Source organism: Vreelandella piezotolerans (genome assembly GCF_012427705.1).
GTDB classification, from domain to species: domain Bacteria; phylum Pseudomonadota; class Gammaproteobacteria; order Pseudomonadales; family Halomonadaceae; genus Vreelandella; species Vreelandella piezotolerans.
Genome location: NZ_CP048602.1, coordinates 1,262,735 through 1,282,139 on the forward strand (window position 1 = coordinate 1,262,735; position 19,405 = coordinate 1,282,139).

Genomic DNA, 19,405 nt, shown 5'->3' on the forward strand with positions numbered 1-19,405 from the left:
ATCTGACGCGCCGGATTTTCGCTGTGAGACACTGATTTATGAAGGACGCTTCTCGAATGAGTGCGGCGCCTCAGCCGCTTTCGTTGGCCGATGGGCGGTTAGCGGCCCTGAGCTGGGGACAGCGTGACGCGCCCACTTGGCTGGCGCTGCATGGCTGGCTGGATAACGCCGCGAGCTTCACACGCCTAGCCCCGCACTTGGTGAGTACATTGGGCATTCGCATCGTGGCGATCGATTTTCGTGGCCACGGGCACTCCGTCCATGCACCTGCGGGCAGCGACTACGCGCTCTGGGACTACACCCATGATGTGCTGGATACCATGGACGACCTAGGCCTCGAACAGACCACGCTGCTGGCGCACTCCATGGGCGCGGCGGTTGCCTGTTTGATCGCGGCTGCCTTGCCAGAAAAGGTCGCGCAACTGGTGCTGCTGGACGGCTTGGGCGCGCTCAATACGCCGCCAGAAGAGACGGTTAGCCAACTGCGCAAAGGCGTCATCGCTCATCGGCGCAGTTCTTCACGCACGCCGCGTTATCCTGACCTGGAAAGCGCCGTGGCGGCCCGGGTGGCGGGCGGTGTCACGCCGTTGGACAGTATCACCGCGATGCCTTTGGTCGAGCGCAATACTCAAATCACCGCCGATGGTAAGGTGCAGATGCGTACCGATAGCCGCCTGCTCAAACCCTCGCTGGTACGCTTTACGCCCCAGCAGGTGCTGGCCGTACTGAGCGAGATTCGCGCACCGGTGCTATTGATAGAAGGAGAACGAGGTATTTTGGGCGAGCGGGCATGGGCCGTTCAGGCGCGGCAGGCAGTGCCGAAGCTCACCCGGCACGTGCTATCAGGCGGTCATCATCTGCATTTGGAGCCGCAGGCCGTCGAACGCGTGGCCGACGTGATCTCTCGTGAACACTGCTTGGCCAGTTGATGGTGCATGAAAAGCCAACGCACACCCATGGGTCGCTAGGCCAACAAGGAGGGTCGGAACGTGGTTAGCCAATTGACGCAGAGAGCACTGGGGGGCGGCAATAAAGTCGCTCTGGTGTTAGGTAGCGGTGGCGCAAGGGGGTATGCACACATCGGCGTGATCGAGGCGCTAGAAGCCCGAGGTTTCGAGATCATTTCGATAGCCGGATGCTCCATGGGCGCGCTGATCGGCGGCATTTACGCGTCGGGTAAGCTGCCGGAGTATCGCGACTGGGTGTGTAACCTCGATTACCTAGACGTGCTCAAGCTGGTCGACGTGACTTGGAGCCCCATGGGCGCGATGCGCGCCAACAAAGTGATGAGCAAGCTCGAAGAGCTGGTGGGCGATCGGCTGATCGAAGACCTGCCCATTCCGGTGACCACCGTGGCGACGGACTTGGTGCGTCAGCGAGAAGTCTGGTTTCAAAACGGCCCGCTACTGCGCGCCATCCGCGCTTCGATTGCCGTGCCGGGAGTGATCACGCCGGTACACGTTGGTGAGCAGGTGCTGGTGGATGGCGGGCTGCTCAATCCGCTCCCCATGATGCCGATTCTGGCGGCCCATGAGGCGGATTTCGTGGTGGCGGTGAACGTTACCGCCCACAGCCCGCAGCCCGTCACGCTGGATGAGCTGCTACCCAAAGAGGCACACGATGACGAACGCACCGCCCTAGTGCGTGATCGGGACGCCAATATTGGTGGCTGGATAGAAGAGGTGCGCGCCACCACCCGGCGGCTGTGGGGCGGTTTGGGCGGTGGTGTCGACGAGAGCGACGATGACGAAACCGTGGACCTGCGTGGCAAGCGTGAGTGGGGCAAGCTGGATATGATTCTGGAGTCGTTCGATATTACTCAGGCGGCACTAGCGAAGTACAAAGTGGCGGGCTATCCGCCCGACGTACTGATCGAGATTCCCAAAACGGTTTGCAGCACTTATGAATTCCACCGTGCCAACGAGTTGATTCGGTTAGGCCGTCACTTGGCCGATGAGGCATTGGAGCGACGCATGCCGAGCATCGCCTCGGATGCGGCGGAGTAAACACGTTAGAAATAACCCTACTGGCCACGCTTACGCAGCAAGATATACACCGCCCCGGTGCCGCCATCGATATCGGTGGCAGAGCAGAACGCCAGCACGCCGGGCCACTCTCTCAGCCAGGCGTTGGTGTGGCTTTTCAGCACAGGGAAGTCGGACGTGGTGCCCCACGCCTTGCCATGCACCACCAGCACGCAGCGCAGCCCCTGAGCGGCGGCGTCGCGCAAGAAACTCTCCAGCTCCAAACGCGCCTCTTCCAAGGTGTAGCCGTGCAGATCCAACCCCGCCTGCCATGCCGTTTGGCCCCGTTTGAGCTGGCTAAAGGTACGCCAGGGGAGGTCGGGGACGCTGAACTCAAGATACTCCGAGGGCCGCACGGCCTCTACCCGGCCATCGGAAGTGCGCCCACTGGTTTGCAACGTGTTGCTCTCCACCGCCGCGCGGCGGCGCGCTTCGCTGGCCTCTGACGGGCGCTTGGGCTTGCCGGGATCGGCTTGGTTAGTGGCAATACGGCGCACCCCTGCCGCCTGCAGCGCTTGGCGAAAGGCACTGATATCGTCATCGTTGGGCAGGTGTCGCGTCATGGTCGGCTCGAATCAACAAGGTAGTGGTGAAAAACACGGCGATGAATAAAAACGCTAAGGCGAGACAGTATAGCGAGCCTAGCGCTGCTGTGAACCGGGCGGCGTCAAAGGTACAATCCCCCTAACGAATTTTTGACGCCAGGAGCCCTTGTGACCACGCATCTCACCGATGAGTCCTTCCCCTCGACGTTAGCGCAGCCGGAATCTGCGTTGATCAGCGAGCTTTTCACGCTGAGAGACTATTTGCGCTGGGTTTCCAGTGAGTTCTATTTGGCGGGGTTGCACTATGGCCACGGTACGCAGTCGCCATGGGACGAGGCGGTAGCGCTCTGCCTGGGTGCGCTGCATCTGCCCTGGAACGTCGACCCCGCCGTGCTGGATGCGCGGCTGCTGCCCGTCGAGCGCGAGCGGATCATTCGCCTCGCTCGTGAGCGCGTCACCACGCGCCGCCCGCTGCCGTATCTGCTGGGCGAAGCCTTCTTTGCTGGCTATCCCTTCAACGTCGATGAGCGCGTGTTGATCCCCCGCTCGCCGATGGCTGAACTGATCGAAGATGGCTTTGCCGCCTGGTTCCCCGAAGAGCCGCCCGCCCGGGTGCTGGATTTATGCACCGGCTCTGGCTGTATCGGCATTGCCACGGCGCTGGTGCTGCCCACCTGTGAAGTGGCGCTGGCGGATATCAGCCAGGATGCCTTGGCCGTGGCGCGGCAAAATATTACCCGTCACGATGTCGGCGACCGCGTGCGCGCCGTGGCATCGGACGTGTTCGACGGCCTGGAAGGCCAGCGCTTCGACCTGATCGTCTCCAACCCGCCCTACGTCGATGAGCGCGATCTGGCCACCATGCCCGCCGAGTTCCGCCACGAGCCGTCGCTGGCGCTGGGCGCCGGCAGCGACGGCCTGGATATCGTGCGGCGCATTCTGCGCGAGGCGCGGCAACACTTAACGGAAGAGGGCTGGCTGATCGTCGAAGTCGGCAACTCTGACCGCCACGTGGAGGCCGCCTTCCCCGAGGTGCCGTTCATCTGGCTTGAATTCGAGCGTGGCGGCCAGGGCGTGTTCGCCCTGAGCGCCGCTGAACTCGACGCCCATGCGGCGTCTTTTGCGTGAGGAATTAACGCCCATGTCTGGCAATACGTTTGGCAAACTGTTTACCGTCACTACTTTTGGCGAAAGCCACGGTCCCGCGTTGGGAGCCATCATCGATGGCTGCCCTCCCGGTATCGCGATTAGCGAAGAGGATCTGCAAGGCGACCTGGATCGCCGTCGCCCTGGCAGCTCGCGCCACACCACCCAGCGCAAAGAGCCGGATCAGGTGCGCATTCTTTCCGGCGTGTTCGACGGCAAGACCACCGGCACCTCCATTGGCCTGCTGATCGAAAACACCGACCAGCGCTCCAAGGACTACTCCAAGATCAAGGACCAGTTCCGCCCCGCCCACGCGGACTACACTTATCACCACAAGTATGGCCACCGCGACTACCGAGGGGGCGGCCGCTCCAGTGCCCGTGAAACCGCCATGCGCGTGGCGGCCGGTGCCATTGCCAAGAAGGTGCTGGCGGCACAGGGTATTCAGATTCGTGGCTACATGAGCCAGCTCGGACCGATCAAGATCGACTTCAAAACCTGGGACGCCGTCGATCAGAACGCCTTTTTCTGCCCCGACCCCGATAAGGTCCCTGAGCTGGAAACCTACATGGATCAGCTTCGCCGGGATCAGGACTCCGTGGGTGCGGAAATCACCGTGATTGCCGAGGGCGTGCCCGTGGGTCTGGGCGAGCCGGTCTTCGACCGCCTGGATGCTGATCTAGCGCACGGTTTGATGAGTATCAACGCGGTAAAAGGGATCGAAATCGGCGCGGGCTTTGGCTGCGTTGCCCAGCGCGGAAGCGAACACCGCGACGAGATGACGCCGGAAGGCTTTCTCTCCAACCACGCAGGCGGCGTGCTGGGCGGCATTTCCAGCGGCCAGCCCATCGTCGCGCGGCTGGCGCTGAAGCCGACGTCCAGCATTACCACGCCCGGACGCTCCATCGATGTATACGGCGAGCCGGTCGAGGTGATCACCAAAGGGCGTCACGACCCCTGCGTGGGCATTCGGGCAACGCCCATCGCCGAAGCCATGATGGCCATGACGCTGCTCGATCACTGGCTTCGCCATCGTGGCCAAAACGCCGACGTTAGCGTTGATACACCGCGTTTGGGTCAGCGATAACGCCAAGGTACGCCGAGAAGTTCGCTGCTACACTCAAGGAAGACGGTTAAGGAGTTCCCTATGAAAATTAACGTTGAGTTTGACCTGACGCCCGATGAGTTTCGGCAGTCGCTGGGACTCCCCGATGTGGAAGCGTTCCAGCAGAACTTGCTGAACAACATTCAACGGCAGATGGAATCAGGGGTAGAGGGCTATGACCCCATGAGCTTGATGCGCCCCTTTTTGCAGCAACCCATGATGCAGCAGGGGCTTTCACAGGGGCTGGCCAATTTTGGCACCTATCAACAGATGATGCTGGATATGCTGCGCCAGGCCGGTAGCGCCCACAGCGGTAGTGCCAGCCAAACGGATAGCGAACCTTCGTCGGCGGCCAATGAGAAAACGACCAAGGCGAAAGCCACGGCCTCTTCTCGCTCTCGGGCCAAGGGGTAGGCGAGTTAGGCGCTATCGATGGGGAGCACTGCGGCGGGAGTATATTGCAAAGCAGCATGGCGCGTATTACTCTTTTTGCGGTGCAGCAATTTGCGATGTGATGAGCCACTCCCGGCTCATGCCAAGGAACGAGAGATAGGAGCAATCACCATGCAAGACAAAATGATGGACGCCTTCAACGCCCAGACCCGCCAAATGTTCGAGCCGATGCGCAAGATGAACTCGCTGATGCTCAACAACATGGAAAAAATGACCCAGTATCAGCTCGAAGCGATGAAGCGCTATACCCAAATGGGCACCGAGCGCATCCGCAGTGCAACGGAGATCAGCGACGCCGAGAGCCTGCGCGATTTCGGCACCCAACAAGCAGAAATGATGAACGAGCTCTCCCAACAAATGCAGGAAGACGCGCGAGCGATGAGCGAGATGAGCCTGCAGTTCAAATCCGAAATGGAGAAGCTGTTTAGCGAAGCCGGGCAAAAAATGACCGAACAGGCCAGCGCCGCCGCCAAAGGCGAGCAGCCCGCCAAAGCGACGAGCCAGTCGTCTCGCAAAAGCTGATCGTGAACGAGCCGTGCGGCGCCATCGAGGCGCCGCCTTCGTTTGTCGTGTTCTTGAAAGCGTTGCCGGGGCGGATGCCGCCCAGCAGGTGAGGGGGAAGGGGTATGCAGTCAGGGTGGAAAATGCCGTCTCAACACTACTCTCAAGAAGAGATGGAGGCATGGAAGGCGCAGCTCGACGACATTGGTGAGCAGTACAACGCTCTGTTAGGCGACTTACTGACACGCATGGCGCCCAGCGAAGCCGCCGACTCCGTCTACAGCGATATGCGCGAGAGCTTCGAAGCCGCCGCCCGCTCGCTGATGAGCAACCCAAATTTGCTGTGGCAAACCCAGTCGCGGCTGATGCAAGACCAGTGGCTTTTATGGCAGCAGGGAGTGCGCGCCATGGCCGGAGAGCAGGTCACCCCGCTCGTGACCCCGCCCAAACATGACCGGCGCTTCAAGGACGATGCCTGGACCACCGATCCCTACTACATGGCGATCATGCAGCAGTATCTGCTGTTTTCGCAGATGGTCGACGAGCTGATTAACGACCTCGACGGGTTGGACCCCGTTCATAAGCGTAATCTGGCGTTTTACGCCCGCCAGTTGGTGAACGCGATGTCGCCCACCAACTTCGTCTCGACCAACCCAGAAGTGATGCGCCGTACCCTGGAAACCAAAGGCCAGAATTTGGTCGACGGGTTGGCACGGCTGCGTGAAGACCTTGCCAACTCGGCAGAGGGTATCAACGTACGCATGACCGACCGCAGCGCCTTTGGCGTGGGCGAGAACATCGCGGTAACGCCTGGCGCCGTAGTGTATGAAAACGAGCTGATCCAGCTCATTCAATACACGCCGACCACCGAAAAAACGTTCAAGACGCCGCTATTGATCGTGCCGCCCTGGATCAACAAGTATTACATCCTCGACCTGCGTGAAGATAACTCGCTCGTAAAGTGGATGGTCGACCAAGGCCACACGGTGTTTCTGATCTCCTGGCGTAACCCAGGTCCCGAGCAGCGTGACATTACCTGGGCCGATTACATGCAGATGGGCCCGATCAGCGCCATGGAGGCCATCGAAAAGGCGTGCGGAGAGAAGTCGGTCAACCTGCTGAGCTACTGCGTGGGCGGCACGCTGACCGCCTCGACGGTGGCTTACCTCACCAGCACCCGCCGTGGCCGCAAGGTGAAATCGGTCACCTACATGGCCACACTGCAGGATTTTCGAGACCCGGGCGATATCGGCGTGTTCTTGAACGAGCGCGTAGTGCAGGGCATTGAGCAAACCATGCAGGTGCAGGGCTATTTGGATGGCCGATCCATGGCCTATACCTTCAATCTGTTGCGCGAGAACGACCTGTTCTGGTCGTTCTACATCAACAACTATCTGAAGGGTGAGATTCCGGCAGCCTTCGACCTGCTCTACTGGAACACCGACGGCACCAACCTGCCGGCTGGCACTCACGCATGGTATTTGCGTCATATGTACCTGGAGAACCGTTTGGTGGAGCCGGGCGGCATCGAGCTGGACGGCGTCAACATCGACCTGCGCAAAATTTCGGCGCCCAGCTATTTCGTCTCCACCAAAGAGGATCACATCGCCAAGTGGAACAGCACCTACTACGGTGCGCTGCTGCCCAAAGGCCCGACGACCTTCGTGCTGGGCGGTTCCGGGCATATTGCCGGTATCGTGAACCCGCCTCATAAGAACAAGTATGGCTACTGGACCAACGACACGCTGCCCGAGACCCACGACGCCTGGCAGGAGGGCGCGACCTTCCACGAAGGCTCCTGGTGGCCCCATTGGCAAGCGTGGGTGACGGAGAACGGCTACGCCGATGCGGACCCGAAAAAGATGGTGCCCGCCCGCCAGCCGGGTGCGGGCGAGCTGAAGGTGATCGAAGCCGCGCCGGGCCGCTACGTGCGCATGACCATTCCAGAAGTGCTCGGAGAAATTCCTAGCAGCACCTGATCGGCGAGGGCTGTTAGAAGCCCGCCTAAAACGAAGCCCCCTGCCACGAACGTGTCAGGGGGCTTTTTGATGGCCGCTGCGCCGCAACCGTTACCGCCGACGCACGAGGCCCGGTAGCAGCAGTAGCCCCGCCAGCAACCAAACGGGCAGGCTGCCCAGGCGGGTGAACGGCGTCAGCCCCTCCATGGCGTAAAACTCGCCGGTGAGATAGGTGGTCTCGAACTGCGGCGCGCGCTCCACTACGTCGCCACGTGGGTCGATGATGGCGGTGATGCCGTTGCTGGTGGCGCGTACCACGTAACGGCCGTTCTCCAAGGCGCGCAGGCGCGCCATTTGCAGGTGCTGGTGCGGGCCGATGGAGGCGCCGAACCAAGTATCGTTGGAGACGGTCACGATCACGCCGCTATCTGCCGCCCGCTTTGCGACCAGCGCTGGGTAGATGATCTCGTAGCAAATGGCGTTACCGATCGCCACTCCTGCTGCTTGCATCGGCACCTGCTCGGAGGCGCCCTTGGTAAAGCTGGACATGGGCAAGTCGAAGAAGTTGATGGCGCCGCGCAGCAGGCTCTCCAGCGGCAGGTACTCACCAAACGGCACCAGGTGCTCTTTTTGGTAGCTGCCTTCCACGTTGCCAACGCCAATCACGCTGTTGAAGTAGCGGTCGTTCTCATCCAACTGCACGATGCCGGTGATGAGAGCCGTTTCAGGCGGCAGGTTGGACTGCACTCGCTCCAGCACGGGCCGTGCTTGGCTATCGATCATGGGCAACGCCGTTTCCGGCCACACGATCAGATCCGTCTCATCCGCCACTTCGCGCGTCAGCTCGCTGTAGGTATTGGCCGCGGTACGCTGGCCTTCGGGGGTCCACTTCAGCAGCTGCGGCAAGTTTCCCTGTAGCAGCGCCACGCGGGTAGGCTCGCTGACCGGCGTGGTCCACTGGCTGGGCAGTGCCAGCGGGGCCAGCCAGATGGCGGCCAGCGGCAGGGCGACCCACCACTGGCGGCGCAATAGTTCCGCTCCCAGCGTGCCGGTGAGCACCACCAGCAGCGAGAGTAGGTAGACACCTCCTACTGGGGCCCAGTTGGCCAGTGGGGAGTCCACGTAGCTCGCGCCGACCAGCAGCCAAGGGAAGCCGGTGAACAAGTAAGTGCGCAGCACCTCGCCCAGCACCCACGCACCAGCAAAGGTGAGCAGCGCCCAGCGGGGGCCGATGAAGCGGCGGTAGAGCCAGAACGTGCCCGCAAAGAAGAGCGCCAGCACCCCAACGAAGAGCGCCGTCAAAAACACCGCCAGCGGCACCCCGGTATAGCCGTAATCGTGAATCGAGACGTACACCCAAGAGGTGCCGCTGGCAAATAACGCCACGCCATAAAGCCAGCCTTTCAGCGCCGCCTGGCGCGGAGTCAGCGTGTGCAGGCCCACGTACAGCAGGCCCATGGCCACCGGGCCTAGCCACCAGAGTTCGAAGGGGGAGGCGGTCAGCGTGGTAAAGCCGCCCGCCACCAGAGCGGCGAGCAGCTGTAGCATCAACGTGGGTGTGAACCCCATGGCGATATCCTATCTGCAGGGTAGTAAAGACAGTGGGAGGACGGCCATCTAGTCGTCCTGATGCTCGTCGTCAGCGGCGTCGCTGTCGCGGTAGGCTTCGAGCAGGCGAATACGGCGATTATCGGCGTTCAAGATGACGAAGCGCCAGCCGCCTAGCGTCGTGTGTTCGCCGCGGCCGGGAAGGTGACCGAACTGCTGCATGACCAGTCCACCCACCGTGTCGAATTCGTCGTCGGAGAATTCGGTGCCGAAACGCTCGTTGAAGTCTTCGATGGGCGTGAGGGCGCGAATGGCGAAGTGGCCGTTCTCCAGCGTACGGATATCGTCCTCTTCATCGGTATCATGCTCGTCTTCGATATCCCCGACGATCTGTTCGAGAATGTCTTCGATGGTGATGATCCCCGCCGTGCCACCGTACTCGTCCACCACGATCGCCATATGGTTATGGGTCTCGCGAAACTCCTTGAGCAGCGTATTCAGACGTTTGGATTCGGGAATGAACATCGCTGGGCGCAGCACGTCTTCCAGCTTGAAGGCGTCGCGGCTCTCTTGCGATTGTGACAGCAGGGGCAGTAGATCCTTGACAAGCAGGATACCTTTCACGTCGTCCAGATTTTCGCCCACCACGGGGTAGCGGGAGTGGCCGGTTTCTTGGATTAGCGGCAGGTAATCTTCCCGCGTTTGATCGAGGGTAATGGCCGTGACCTGAGAGCGTGGGATCAAGATTTCACGCACCTGCTGATCGCTGATATCGAGCGCCCCCTCAATAATCATGATGGCGTCTTGATCGAGCTTCAGTTTGCCAGCGGTGTGGCGTAAAAACGTCATCAGCTCGTCTCGTGAGCTGGGTTCGTCGTTGTCTCCGGAAAGGGCGCCAAAGAGTTTCTCGAGCCATGATTTTTGATTGGGGTTGCTCGATCGGTCTTCGCTCATTGCGTCAAATCTCTCAGTTACCAAAAAAGGTGTTGCTAGGGTGATCGTACATACACGCCATCGTTGTATCACTGAGTGGCCGTTGACACCACTCTAAACGTTCGCTGGATTTAGGACGCGTGATAAGGATCAGCAATATCGAGGGAAGCCAACAGCTCACGCTCTAATTGCTCCATCTCTTCGGCTTCCTGGTCGTCGATATGATCGTAGCCCATCAAGTGAAGGGTGCCGTGTACGACCATGTGTGCATAGTGGTGGGCCAGCGGCTTCTGCTGTTCGTCGGCTTCGCGGGCGACCACGGCGTGACAAATGATTAGGTCACCCAGCAGCGGAAGAGTGATGCCAGGTGGGTTCTCGAACGGAAACGAGAGCACGTTGGTGGGCTTGTCTTTACCGCGATAGTCGCGGTTGAGCGCCTGGCTCTCCTCTTCGTCGACGAAACGAATGGTCAACTCTTGACGCTCGTCGTCCGGATGACGAGAAAAGACACAGCCCACCCAGTGGGTGAGCTGTTCGAGCGAAGGGAGCAGCGGCTCATCGATGGCCGCCTGCCGGTCGATCACGATAGTGCTCATCGGTCGTTCTCTCTCGGACTGCTGTTGCGCTCCATGGCCTGCATACGCGCTTCGCGCTCCTGCTGGCGGGCTTCACGCCGGGCACGCTCGGCCACTTCCTGCTGAGACTCGAACTCGTCGTAGGCTTCGATGATGCGCTGCACCAGCGGGTGACGCACTACGTCCTTCGCGGCAAAGTGGGTCACGCCGATGCCGGGGGTATCCTTGAGCACGTCCAGCACCTGCGACAGCCCCGAGCGCTGCCCCCGGGGCAGGTCGACCTGGGTAATGTCGCCGGTGATGACCGCCGTGGAGCCAAAGCCGATCCGCGTCAGAAACATCTTCATCTGCTCCGGCGTGGTGTTCTGGCTCTCGTCCAAAATGATGTACGAGTTGTTGAGTGTGCGGCCACGCATGTAAGCCAGCGGGGCAATCTCGATCACCTGACGCTCGATCAGTTTCGCCACCTGCTCAAAGCCGATCATTTCGTACAGCGCGTCGTATAGCGGGCGCAGGTACGGGTCGATCTTTTGCGCCAAGTCCCCCGGTAGGAAGCCGAGCTTTTCGCCCGCTTCCACCGCTGGGCGGACCAGAAGGATGCGGCGCACCTCTTGCTGGTTGAGCGCTTCCACGGCAGCCGCTACGGCAAGGTACGTTTTGCCGGTACCCGCTGGTCCGATGCCGAAGTTGATGTCGTGCTCGCGGATGCTCTGCACGTAGCGCTGCTGGTTCAGGCCGCGGGGTTTGATCATGGCACGCGGGGTGCGCATGATCACTTCATCGCTACCGCCTTCGCCGTCCTCTTCCTCCTCCAGTGCTTCCAGGCCTGACTCCTGCAGGAATAGATGCACGGTATCCGCCGAGAGCTCGTCGGCAGCGGTTTCACGGTAGAGGTGTTCCAGCACGTTGGCAGCCGCTTTGATACGATTCGCGGCACCGGCCAGCTGAAAAACGTTGCCACGGTTGCGCAACGTCACGTCCAGGCGGCTCTCGATCAGCTTTAGGTGCTCGTCCTGCTGGCCGCAGAGGCTGGCAAGGCGCTGCGGGTCATTGGGTTCAAGGCTTAGGGTAATGATGCGATTGGCCTGAGGTGATGGCTGGCTCAAGAGTAAGAAACCCGTTAGTTGATGTGTGTGAGTCTCAGCTTACTGCCCCGGCGGGGCCGGGGCAATTACATAGGATAGGCGAGCGATCAATAACGCTCGCCCGAAGCAAGCTCGCCACGCAGCGAGTTGGGCAGCGCTTCGGTGATCTCGACATCGACGAAGTAGCCGATCAGTTCGGTGGGGTTGGCGGCACGGAAATTGACGACTCGGTTGTTCTCGGTGCGCCCGGAGAGCTGGCCGGGGTCCTTGGGCGAGAACCCGGTGACCAGGATGCGCTGGGTAGAGCCCACCATACGGCGGCTGATTTGCGCCGCCTGCTGCAGGATGCGCTCCTGCAGAATGGCCAGGCGCTGCTTCTTGACGCTTTCTGGCGTGTCGTCGGCCAAGCCCGATGCCGGCGTGCCGGGGCGCGCCGAGTAGACGAAGCTGAACGAGTGGTCGAAGCCGATGCGATGAATCAGATCCATCGTCGCTTCGAAATCTTCTTCCGTTTCACCGGGGAAGCCGATGATGAAGTCGGAGGAGAAGCTAATATCCGGGCGGTTCGCGCGGATGCGCTCCATCTTCTCGATGTACTCTTCTGCCGTGTGCCCGCGCTTCATGGCGCTGAGAATTCGGTCGGAGCCGGACTGCACCGGTAGGTGCAGGTGGCTGACCAGCTCGGGAATCTCGGCAAAGGCGTCGACCAGGCTGTCAGTGAATTCCACTGGGTGCGAGGTAGTGAAGCGAATGCGGTCGATACCGTCGACGGCGGCCACGCAGGCAATCAGCTCGGCCAGGTCGATCTCGTCGCCATCGTCATTCTCCCCCCGGTAGGCGTTGACGTTCTGGCCCAGCAGGTTGATCTCGCGCACGCCCTGGTCCGCCAGGTGGATCACTTCGTCCATCACCGCCTCGAAGGGTCGCGAGACCTCTTCGCCACGGGTGTAGGGCACCACGCAGAACGTACAGTACTTGGAGCAGCCTTCCATGACCGACACGAACGCCGTCGCGCCATCGGACTTGGGCTGGGGCAAGTGGTCGAACTTCTCGATTTCCGGGAAAGTGACGTCCACCGCCGCAATCTGATTATTGTTGCGGGCGTCGAGCATCTTCGGCACGCGGTGTAGCGTTTGCGGGCCAAAGATCATGTCCACGTAAGGGGCGCGTTTGCGCAGCGCTTCACCCTCTTGGCTGGCTACGCAGCCGCCCACACCAATGACCAGGTCTGGATTGGCGTCTTTGAGCTTTTTCCAGCGGCCTAGCTGGTGGTACACCTTGTCCTGCGCCTTTTCACGAATGGAGCAGGTGTTGAGAAGAATGACGTCTGCTTCCTTCTCGTTATCGGTGAGTTCTAGCTGGTGAGATTCGCCGAGTAGGTCCGCCATACGCGAGGAGTCGTACTCGTTCATTTGGCAGCCGTGCGTTTTGATGAAGAGCTTCTTCGCCATCGGTACCTGTCATCTATGGGTCGTCGAAGGGGACGAGGGATGAATGAAATAACGGTGAGACAGCGTGCAGCGCTGCCGTCGAATGGCTGCATTATACGGACACAGCCAACCAGGGGCTAGCACTCCCCCATAATCGATACTTGACCCGCGCGATTCAATCAGTATACTACGCACCGTGTTTGAGCAGTTCCTCGATAGCTCAGTTGGTAGAGCAAATGACTGTTAATCATTGGGTCGCAGGTTCGAGTCCTGCTCGAGGAGCCAAAACACTTATCAGCACAGTGGCTTAGGTCAATCTACGCAAACACTGATAAGTCGTCGGTTCCAGCTCAGACGCAACAGCAAACGATGTTCCTCGATAGCTCAGTTGGTAGAGCAAATGACTGTTAATCATTGGGTCGCAGGTTCGAGTCCTGCTCGAGGAGCCACATCGCTGTTCTGCTATTATTACCGATAAGGTAAACGTTCCCCGATAGCTCAGTTGGTAGAGCAAATGACTGTTAATCATTGGGTCGCAGGTTCGAGTCCTGCTCGGGGAGCCATTTAGCGTATCACCTTTCCTATCTGAATGATTCTATCGCCCGTTGCCAACTGGCATCTTGGGTGTTTTTACATGTGTATTTGTTAGCTGTCCGTCCCTTCTTAACGCCTGCCTATCGTATGGCGTACACTATGTTTCCAATTCATGGCGTGGGAAGGTGTCGTGGGAGAAGCGGCTAGCCTGCAGGCGCTGCAGGTGTTCAAGTGTTTGAGCGATGAGACGCGGCTGATGCTGGTGCTGCTGATTGCCCGCGAGCAGTCGCTGTGTGTGTGTGAGATGACCTATGCGCTTGAGGAGTCTCAGCCCAAGGTGTCGCGCCATTTGGCACAGCTGCGACAGTGTGGCTTGCTGGTCGACCAGCGGGAGGGGCAGTGGGTCTACTACCGTTTGGCGCCGCAGCTGCCGGCCTGGGCGCAGTCGATCATCGCATCGGGTGCGCAGGGGAGTGCAGTGCCGTTGGAAGCGCTGACGCAACGCTTGGCGCGCATGGGAGATCGCCCGGCGCGGCGTGCGGCGCTCTGTTAACAGCCATCGATGACATGCAAAAAAACGCCAGCCCGAAGGCTGGCGTTGTCGCTTCCAGTGTAGGGTAAGCGTGGTTAACGCTTGGCCATGCGCTGGCTCTCTTGCAGATGAACGTAGTCGAGGAGCACTTCGGCGGCTTCGAGCACGTGGGCGCGGTCCACGGGCATCTCTTCGTCGTCGCTGTCGTTCTCGGTCTCGGCGTCTTCGGTGGCGGCGGTGCCGTCGCTACGCGCGTCCATCCACTCTTCCAGTTCCGGCAGGCCCAGGGCGCGGCGGCGCTGGTTCTCCAGAGAGAGTTGCTCGGCTTCTTGGGCCTCTAGCTCTCTCTGACGCTGCTCGCGGTTTAGGCTCACGCTGGTGTGCTGTTCACGCAGCTGGCGAGCCAGCGTGGACTGGCGTTCCAGATAGCGGAAGTTGGGATTCTCTTTGGCGCGCTCTTCGTGGCGAGCAATCAGCGTAGGCAGTACGCGCTCCGGCTCGCCGTAGCGGCGATACTGAACGTTTTGCACGGTGTCCCAAGCCAATGCGTTATCCAGGCTGCTTTCACCAATGCGCTCGGGGTCGATCAAGCTGGGAAACGTGATGTCTGGCTCCACGCCGCGGTTCTGGGTGCTGTCGCCAGAGATACGGTAGAACTTGGCGCGGGTCAGTTTGATTTGGCCATGGCTCAGCTCGTTGAGGGTTTGCACGGTGCCTTTGCCAAAGGTGGAGGCGCCCACTACAACGCCACGGCCGTAGTCCTGAATGGCGCCGGCAAAGATTTCCGAGGCCGAAGCTGAAAGGCGGTTCACCAGTACGGTGAGTGGACCGTCGTACACGGTGCCCGCTTCGGTGTCGCCGTAGAGCTGAATGCGGCCCTGGGCGTCGCGTACCTGCACGGTGGGGCCGCGGTCGATGAATAGGCCGATCAGCGAATTGGCTTCCTGTAGCGCGCCACCGCCGTTATTGCGCAGGTCCAGCACGATGCCTTCCACACCCTCTTTTTTGAGAGTCTCGATTTCTCGGGCGACGTCGCGGGTGGTGCTGCGGTACTCCTCTTCACCGGCTTGCCAGGCGTCGAAGTCCACGTAGAAGGTGGGCACATTGATGACGCCGATGCGGTGTGGCTCGCCGTCACGCATCACTTCGATCACTTCGCTGTGGGCGGCTTGATCTTCAAGGCTCACCGTATCGCGGGTGATTTCGACGATTTGCGAGCGGGTCATATCCACCGCCTGGGCCGGCACCACGTCCAGGCGGACCACGGAGCCTTTCGGGCCGCGAATCAGGTCGACGACGTTATCCAGGCGCATGCCCACCACGTTGACCATTTCTCCCTCTTCCTGGCCCACGGCGATGATGCGGTCGGCGGGTTCTAATACACCTGCGCGCTCCGCGGGGCCGCCGGGTACGAGGCTAGAGACCTTGACGTACTCGCCGTCGGATTGCAGTAGCGCGCCTATGCCCTCCAGCGAGAGGCTCATTTGAATGTCAAAAGATTCGCCTTGGCGAGGAGATAGGTAGCCGGTATGCGGGTCGATGGTGCCGGAGACAGCGGCCATCAGCAGCCCAAAGACATCTTCCGATTCCGTTTGGCGTAACCGCGAAAGCTGGCCTTCATAACGTTGGCGCAGGTTGTCTTCGATCTGCTCTGCGTCTTGGTCGGTGAGGGCGAGGGTCAGGGCGTCGTTTTTCAGCCGTTTGCGCCATAGCTCATCCAGCTCGCTTTCGCGGCTGGCCCAGGGAGCGTCTTCGCGGTCGACTTCCAAGCGTTCGTTGCTATCGAACTCCAACGATAAACCGTCGTCCAATTCGGCGAGCAGCCATTCCAAGCGGTTTGTGTGCCGCTCGCTGAGACGGTTGTAAAGCGCAAACGCATCGTCTAGGTCGCCGTCGAACAGCGCGTCGGCCATGTCGTCTTCGAGGTGGCGATAGGGTTCGATGTCACGGTTCAGTAAGTAGCTGCGCTGACCATCAAGAATGTCCAGATAGCGCTGGAAAGCTTCCTGTGACCACTGTTCGTCGAAATCAATATCGGCATAATGGCCATAGCGGAGGGCTTCCGCAATTTCCACCGCCGCTTGGCGTTGTTCGTCGGTCGGCGCAAGTTGCGCCAGCGCTGCCGGGCTGGTGATCACCAGCATGACGGCAAGGGCGACCGAGCGCGAAAGCGTTGCAAACAAGCTCATCAGTCAAGCTCTCCCGGATTTGTGTACACTCATTCTTCCCTAGACCCGCAGTCAGCCTATGAGTTGCGTAGGCCGAGGGAGCATTGTAGCAGGTCATTTCCCCTGTGAGACTCAATCATTACTGTTATGAGGAATTCCATGTCCGAGGCTTTCAACGCGGAACGTTTAACGCGGCTGTGCGATTTTCTGCAGCAGTCGCCCACGCCATGGCATGCGACCCAACGCATGGTCGAGCGTTTGGAGCAGGCGGGCTTTGCGCGCCTGGAAGAGACCGCGAACTGGCAGTTGTCGCCAGGAAAGCGCTACTACGTGACGCGCAACGACTCGTCGGTGATCGCGTTTCAGCTGCCCGCTGGTAAGCTGACCAGCCTGCGCATGCTGGGTGCTCACACCGATAGCCCAGGGCTGCGCTTGAAGCCCAACGCCACCCAATATTCAGCGGGTTGGCTGCAGTTGGGCGTGCAGGTGTACGGCGGCGTGCTATTGGCCCCCTGGTTTGACCGCGATTTGGGCTTGGCGGGCCGCGTTCACGTGCGCCATGCCGATGGCCGCTTGGAGAGCGTGCTGCTCAACGTGGCGCGTCCGATTGCAATGATTCCGAGCTTGGCGATCCATATGGACCGCGATGTAAATGCGGGGCGCTCGATCAATCCGCAAACACAGATGGCGCCGGTGCTGATGCAGAGCGATACCGCCAAGCTGCACGAACTGCTGGGGCAGTGGTTGGAAGAGCAGCACGGCCTACGCGCGGTCGAGGTGGTGGATTTCGAGTTGGGTTTTTACGACGTTCAGCCGCCATCACTGGTCGGGTTGCGCAAGGAGCTGCTGGCCAGCGCGCGGCTGGATAACCTGCTTTCGTGCTTCGTGGGCCTGGAAGCGCTGCTGGAAAGCGATGGTAGTCAGGGCGCGCTGCTAGTGGCGAATGACCATGAGGAGGTGGGCAGTGCCAGCGCGTGCGGTGCCCAGGGGCCGTTCTTGAGCGACGTGCTGAAACGCTTGAATGCCCAGGTGGGCGGTGGCAGCGAGGAGTCGTTGATTCAGCTGATTCAATCGTCGCTGATGATTTCCTGCGATAACGCCCACGCGCTGCATCCAAACTTCCGCGACAAACACGATGAACGTCACGGTCCGGCCATTAACGGCGGCCCGGTGATCAAGGTGAACGCCAGCCAACGCTACGCCACCAATAGCGTCACCGGCGCGCTGTTCCGGGACGTGTGTCGCGAAGCAGATGTGCCCGTACAGTCGTTCGTCACACGGGCGGATATGGGCTGTGGTAGCACCATAGGGCCGATTACCGCCACGGAAGTGGGCGTGCCGACCATCGACGTCGGGTTGCCCCAGTGGGCGATGCACTCGATTCGTGAAACGTCCGGTACGCGAGACGTGGATTACCTGACCCGTGCGCTGACGGTCTTCTTGAACCGCCCGGCGCTTGCGTAATATTGATCAGCATTTTAAAAACGAAAAAGGCCCGCTGACTGAGTCAGCGGGCCTGGCTATTGCTAGCGGTATTCGGTGTTGGTGGCTACGCCCTGATTTGAACAGGGGACCCCATCATTATGAGTGATGTGCTCTAACCAGCTGAGCTACGTAGCCGTTCAACGGGGGCGAATATTACCCAGAGGCACGCCGCCCGTCAAGCATTTGTTTCTTTTCTCGCTTATACATTGAAGCGGAAGTGGATCACGTCGCCATCTTTGACGATGTACTCTTTGCCTTCCAAGCGCCATTTGCCGTTGTCTTTGGCACCTTGTTCGCCGCCTAGCGCGACGTAGTCGTCATAGGCGATGACCTCGGCGCGAATGAAGCCTTTCTGAAAATCGGTGTGAATCACACCGGCGGCTTCCGGCGCGCTAGCGCCCTGTTTCACGGTCCAGGCGCGCACTTCTTTCACACCGGCGGTGAAGTAGGTTTGCAGGCCCAGCAGGGCGTAGCCCGCGCGAATCACGCGGTCGAGTCCCGGCTCTTCCATGCCCATGTCGGCCAGGAACATGCTGCGCTCTTCGTCATCCAGCTCGGCAATTTCGGCTTCTAACTGGTTGCACACCGGCACGACGACTGCACCTTCTTCGGCGGCGATCTCTTTGACGATGTCCAGGTAGGGGTTGTTCTCGAAGCCGTCTTCATTGACGTTGGCAATGTACATGGTGGGCTTGAGGGTCAAGAAGCCGAAACTTTTTACCTGACGCTTCTCGTCCTCGTCCAGCCCAAAACTGCGCAGCGGCTGGCCTTCGGCCAGATGCGGCTGAATCTTGTCCAGCACGGCTTTGGTGGCAATGGCGTCTTTGTCACCACCTTTCACCACGCGCACCAAGCGCTGACTGGCTTTCTCGACGGTGTCCAGGTCGGCCAGGGCGAGCTCGAGGTTGATGGTCTCGATGTCGGCGCGGGGATCGACCTGATTGGCGACGTGGATGACGTTGTCGTTATCGAAACAGCGCACCACGTGGGCAATCGCTTGGGTTTCGCGAATGTTGGCGAGGAACTTGTTGCCCAGGCCCTCTCCCTTGGAGGCGCCTGCGACAAGACCCGCGATGTCCACGAACTCCATAGTGGTGGGCAGCACTTTTTCAGGCTTCACAATGGCCGCCAGCTTGTCCAGACGTGGGTCGGGCATCGGCACGATACCGACGTTGGGTTCGATGGTGCAGAACGGAAAGTTCTCGGCATCAATGCCCGACTTGGTCAACGCATTGAAGAGCGTGGATTTGCCTACGTTGGGTAGGCCGACGATACCGCAGTTAAAGCCCATAAAATAACTTCCTGACCGCTAGGGCGGCGCAACCGTTGCTGCGTCTGCCCGGTGTGAAAAGAGTGCGTTCGTAACGCGGGGTGATAGAGTCC

Annotated in this window: 17 protein-coding genes and 4 tRNA genes; 12 read left to right on the forward strand and 9 right to left on the reverse strand. The window is 60.2% G+C overall.

Going from position 1 to position 19,405, the window contains the following annotated elements:
• Positions 1-56: 56 nt before the first annotated feature.
• Together GYM47_RS05810 and GYM47_RS05815 are read left to right on the forward strand one after the other, a co-directional pair.
• Positions 57-929 (forward strand): alpha/beta fold hydrolase, encoded by an 873-nt coding sequence (locus GYM47_RS05810; RefSeq protein WP_168444439.1) that lies wholly within the window; start codon positions 57-59, stop codon positions 927-929.
• Between the two features lie 60 nt (positions 930-989).
• Positions 990-2,006: a patatin-like phospholipase family protein gene (locus GYM47_RS05815; RefSeq protein WP_176558202.1), complete on the forward strand. Its 1,017-nt coding sequence runs from the start codon at positions 990-992 to the stop codon at positions 2,004-2,006.
• 17 nt (positions 2,007-2,023) lie between these two features.
• Here GYM47_RS05815 and GYM47_RS05820 read toward each other — a convergent pair whose 3' ends face one another.
• The gene (locus GYM47_RS05820) at positions 2,024-2,587 is read right to left on the reverse strand and encodes a Smr/MutS family protein (protein WP_153842392.1); all 564 of its coding nucleotides are present in this window, start codon (positions 2,585-2,587) and stop codon (positions 2,024-2,026) included.
• A 150-nt stretch (positions 2,588-2,737) separates the two neighbouring features.
• On the opposite strand from GYM47_RS05820, the gene prmB reads away from it, so the two are divergent.
• From prmB to phaC, 5 genes are all read left to right on the forward strand, one after another.
• Positions 2,738-3,697 carry a 50S ribosomal protein L3 N(5)-glutamine methyltransferase gene (gene prmB, locus GYM47_RS05825; protein WP_153842393.1) on the forward strand — a complete coding sequence of 320 codons (960 nt, stop codon included), beginning with the start codon at positions 2,738-2,740 and terminating at the stop codon, positions 3,695-3,697.
• 13 nt (positions 3,698-3,710) lie between these two features.
• The gene (gene aroC / locus GYM47_RS05830) at positions 3,711-4,802 is read left to right on the forward strand and encodes a chorismate synthase (protein WP_153842394.1); all 1,092 of its coding nucleotides are present in this window, start codon (positions 3,711-3,713) and stop codon (positions 4,800-4,802) included.
• A gap of 60 nt (positions 4,803-4,862) precedes the next feature.
• A complete protein-coding gene (locus GYM47_RS05835) occupies positions 4,863-5,234 on the forward strand; it encodes a hypothetical protein (protein ID WP_139525534.1) in 372 nt (123 codons plus the stop codon).
• A 150-nt stretch (positions 5,235-5,384) separates the two neighbouring features.
• Positions 5,385-5,795, forward strand: a complete 411-nt coding sequence (locus tag GYM47_RS05840) for a phasin family protein (protein ID WP_139525535.1) — start codon at positions 5,385-5,387, stop codon at positions 5,793-5,795.
• 104 nt (positions 5,796-5,899) lie between these two features.
• A complete protein-coding gene (phaC, locus tag GYM47_RS05845) occupies positions 5,900-7,753 on the forward strand; it encodes a class I poly(R)-hydroxyalkanoic acid synthase (RefSeq protein WP_153842395.1) in 1,854 nt (617 codons plus the stop codon).
• 90 nt (positions 7,754-7,843) lie between these two features.
• On the opposite strand, the gene lnt is transcribed toward phaC, so the two are convergent.
• The 5 genes from lnt to miaB all read right to left on the reverse strand — a co-directional run bounded on the left by lnt (position 7,844) and on the right by miaB (position 13,324).
• Positions 7,844-9,301, reverse strand: a complete 1,458-nt coding sequence (gene lnt, locus GYM47_RS05850; RefSeq protein WP_153842396.1) for an apolipoprotein N-acyltransferase — start codon at positions 9,299-9,301, stop codon at positions 7,844-7,846.
• Between the two features lie 48 nt (positions 9,302-9,349).
• Positions 9,350-10,234: an HlyC/CorC family transporter gene (locus GYM47_RS05855; protein WP_139525538.1), complete on the reverse strand. Its 885-nt coding sequence runs from the start codon at positions 10,232-10,234 to the stop codon at positions 9,350-9,352.
• Between the two features lie 110 nt (positions 10,235-10,344).
• Positions 10,345-10,809: an rRNA maturation RNase YbeY gene (ybeY, locus tag GYM47_RS05860; protein ID WP_139525539.1), complete on the reverse strand. Its 465-nt coding sequence runs from the start codon at positions 10,807-10,809 to the stop codon at positions 10,345-10,347.
• Positions 10,806-11,894: a PhoH family protein gene (locus GYM47_RS05865; RefSeq protein WP_139525540.1), complete on the reverse strand. Its 1,089-nt coding sequence runs from the start codon at positions 11,892-11,894 to the stop codon at positions 10,806-10,808. The genes ybeY and GYM47_RS05865 overlap by 4 nt, the downstream gene beginning before the upstream one ends.
• 86 nt (positions 11,895-11,980) lie before the next feature.
• Positions 11,981-13,324, reverse strand: a complete 1,344-nt coding sequence (gene miaB / locus GYM47_RS05870) for a tRNA (N6-isopentenyl adenosine(37)-C2)-methylthiotransferase MiaB (RefSeq protein ID WP_139525541.1) — start codon at positions 13,322-13,324, stop codon at positions 11,981-11,983.
• Between the two features lie 188 nt (positions 13,325-13,512).
• Between miaB and GYM47_RS05875 the strand changes: the two genes are divergently transcribed.
• The 4 genes from GYM47_RS05875 (at position 13,513) to GYM47_RS05890 (ending at position 14,390) form a co-directional block, all read left to right on the forward strand.
• Positions 13,513-13,588: transfer RNA gene (locus GYM47_RS05875), tRNA-Asn, on the forward strand.
• 88 nt (positions 13,589-13,676) lie between these two features.
• A tRNA-Asn gene (locus GYM47_RS05880) sits at positions 13,677-13,752 on the forward strand.
• 38 nt (positions 13,753-13,790) lie between these two features.
• Positions 13,791-13,866: transfer RNA gene (locus GYM47_RS05885), tRNA-Asn, on the forward strand.
• A 143-nt stretch (positions 13,867-14,009) separates the two neighbouring features.
• Positions 14,010-14,390: a metalloregulator ArsR/SmtB family transcription factor gene (locus tag GYM47_RS05890; RefSeq protein WP_176558203.1), complete on the forward strand. Its 381-nt coding sequence runs from the start codon at positions 14,010-14,012 to the stop codon at positions 14,388-14,390.
• A gap of 74 nt (positions 14,391-14,464) precedes the next feature.
• Here GYM47_RS05890 and GYM47_RS05895 read toward each other — a convergent pair whose 3' ends face one another.
• Complete coding sequence (locus GYM47_RS05895; protein ID WP_153842397.1) at positions 14,465-16,558, reverse strand: carboxy terminal-processing peptidase; 2,094 nt, start codon at positions 16,556-16,558, stop codon at positions 14,465-14,467.
• A gap of 138 nt (positions 16,559-16,696) precedes the next feature.
• Between GYM47_RS05895 and GYM47_RS05900 the strand changes: the two genes are divergently transcribed.
• Entirely contained in the window at positions 16,697-18,001 is a 1,305-nt protein-coding gene (locus GYM47_RS05900) for a M18 family aminopeptidase (RefSeq protein ID WP_153842398.1), read from the forward strand.
• A 79-nt stretch (positions 18,002-18,080) separates the two neighbouring features.
• On the opposite strand, the gene GYM47_RS05905 is transcribed toward GYM47_RS05900, so the two are convergent.
• Both GYM47_RS05905 and ychF read right to left on the reverse strand, forming a co-directional pair.
• A tRNA-Met gene (locus tag GYM47_RS05905) sits at positions 18,081-18,157 on the reverse strand.
• 64 nt (positions 18,158-18,221) lie between these two features.
• Complete coding sequence (ychF, locus tag GYM47_RS05910) at positions 18,222-19,313, reverse strand: redox-regulated ATPase YchF (protein WP_139525544.1); 1,092 nt, start codon at positions 19,311-19,313, stop codon at positions 18,222-18,224.
• Between the last annotated feature and the right edge of the window lie 92 nt (positions 19,314-19,405).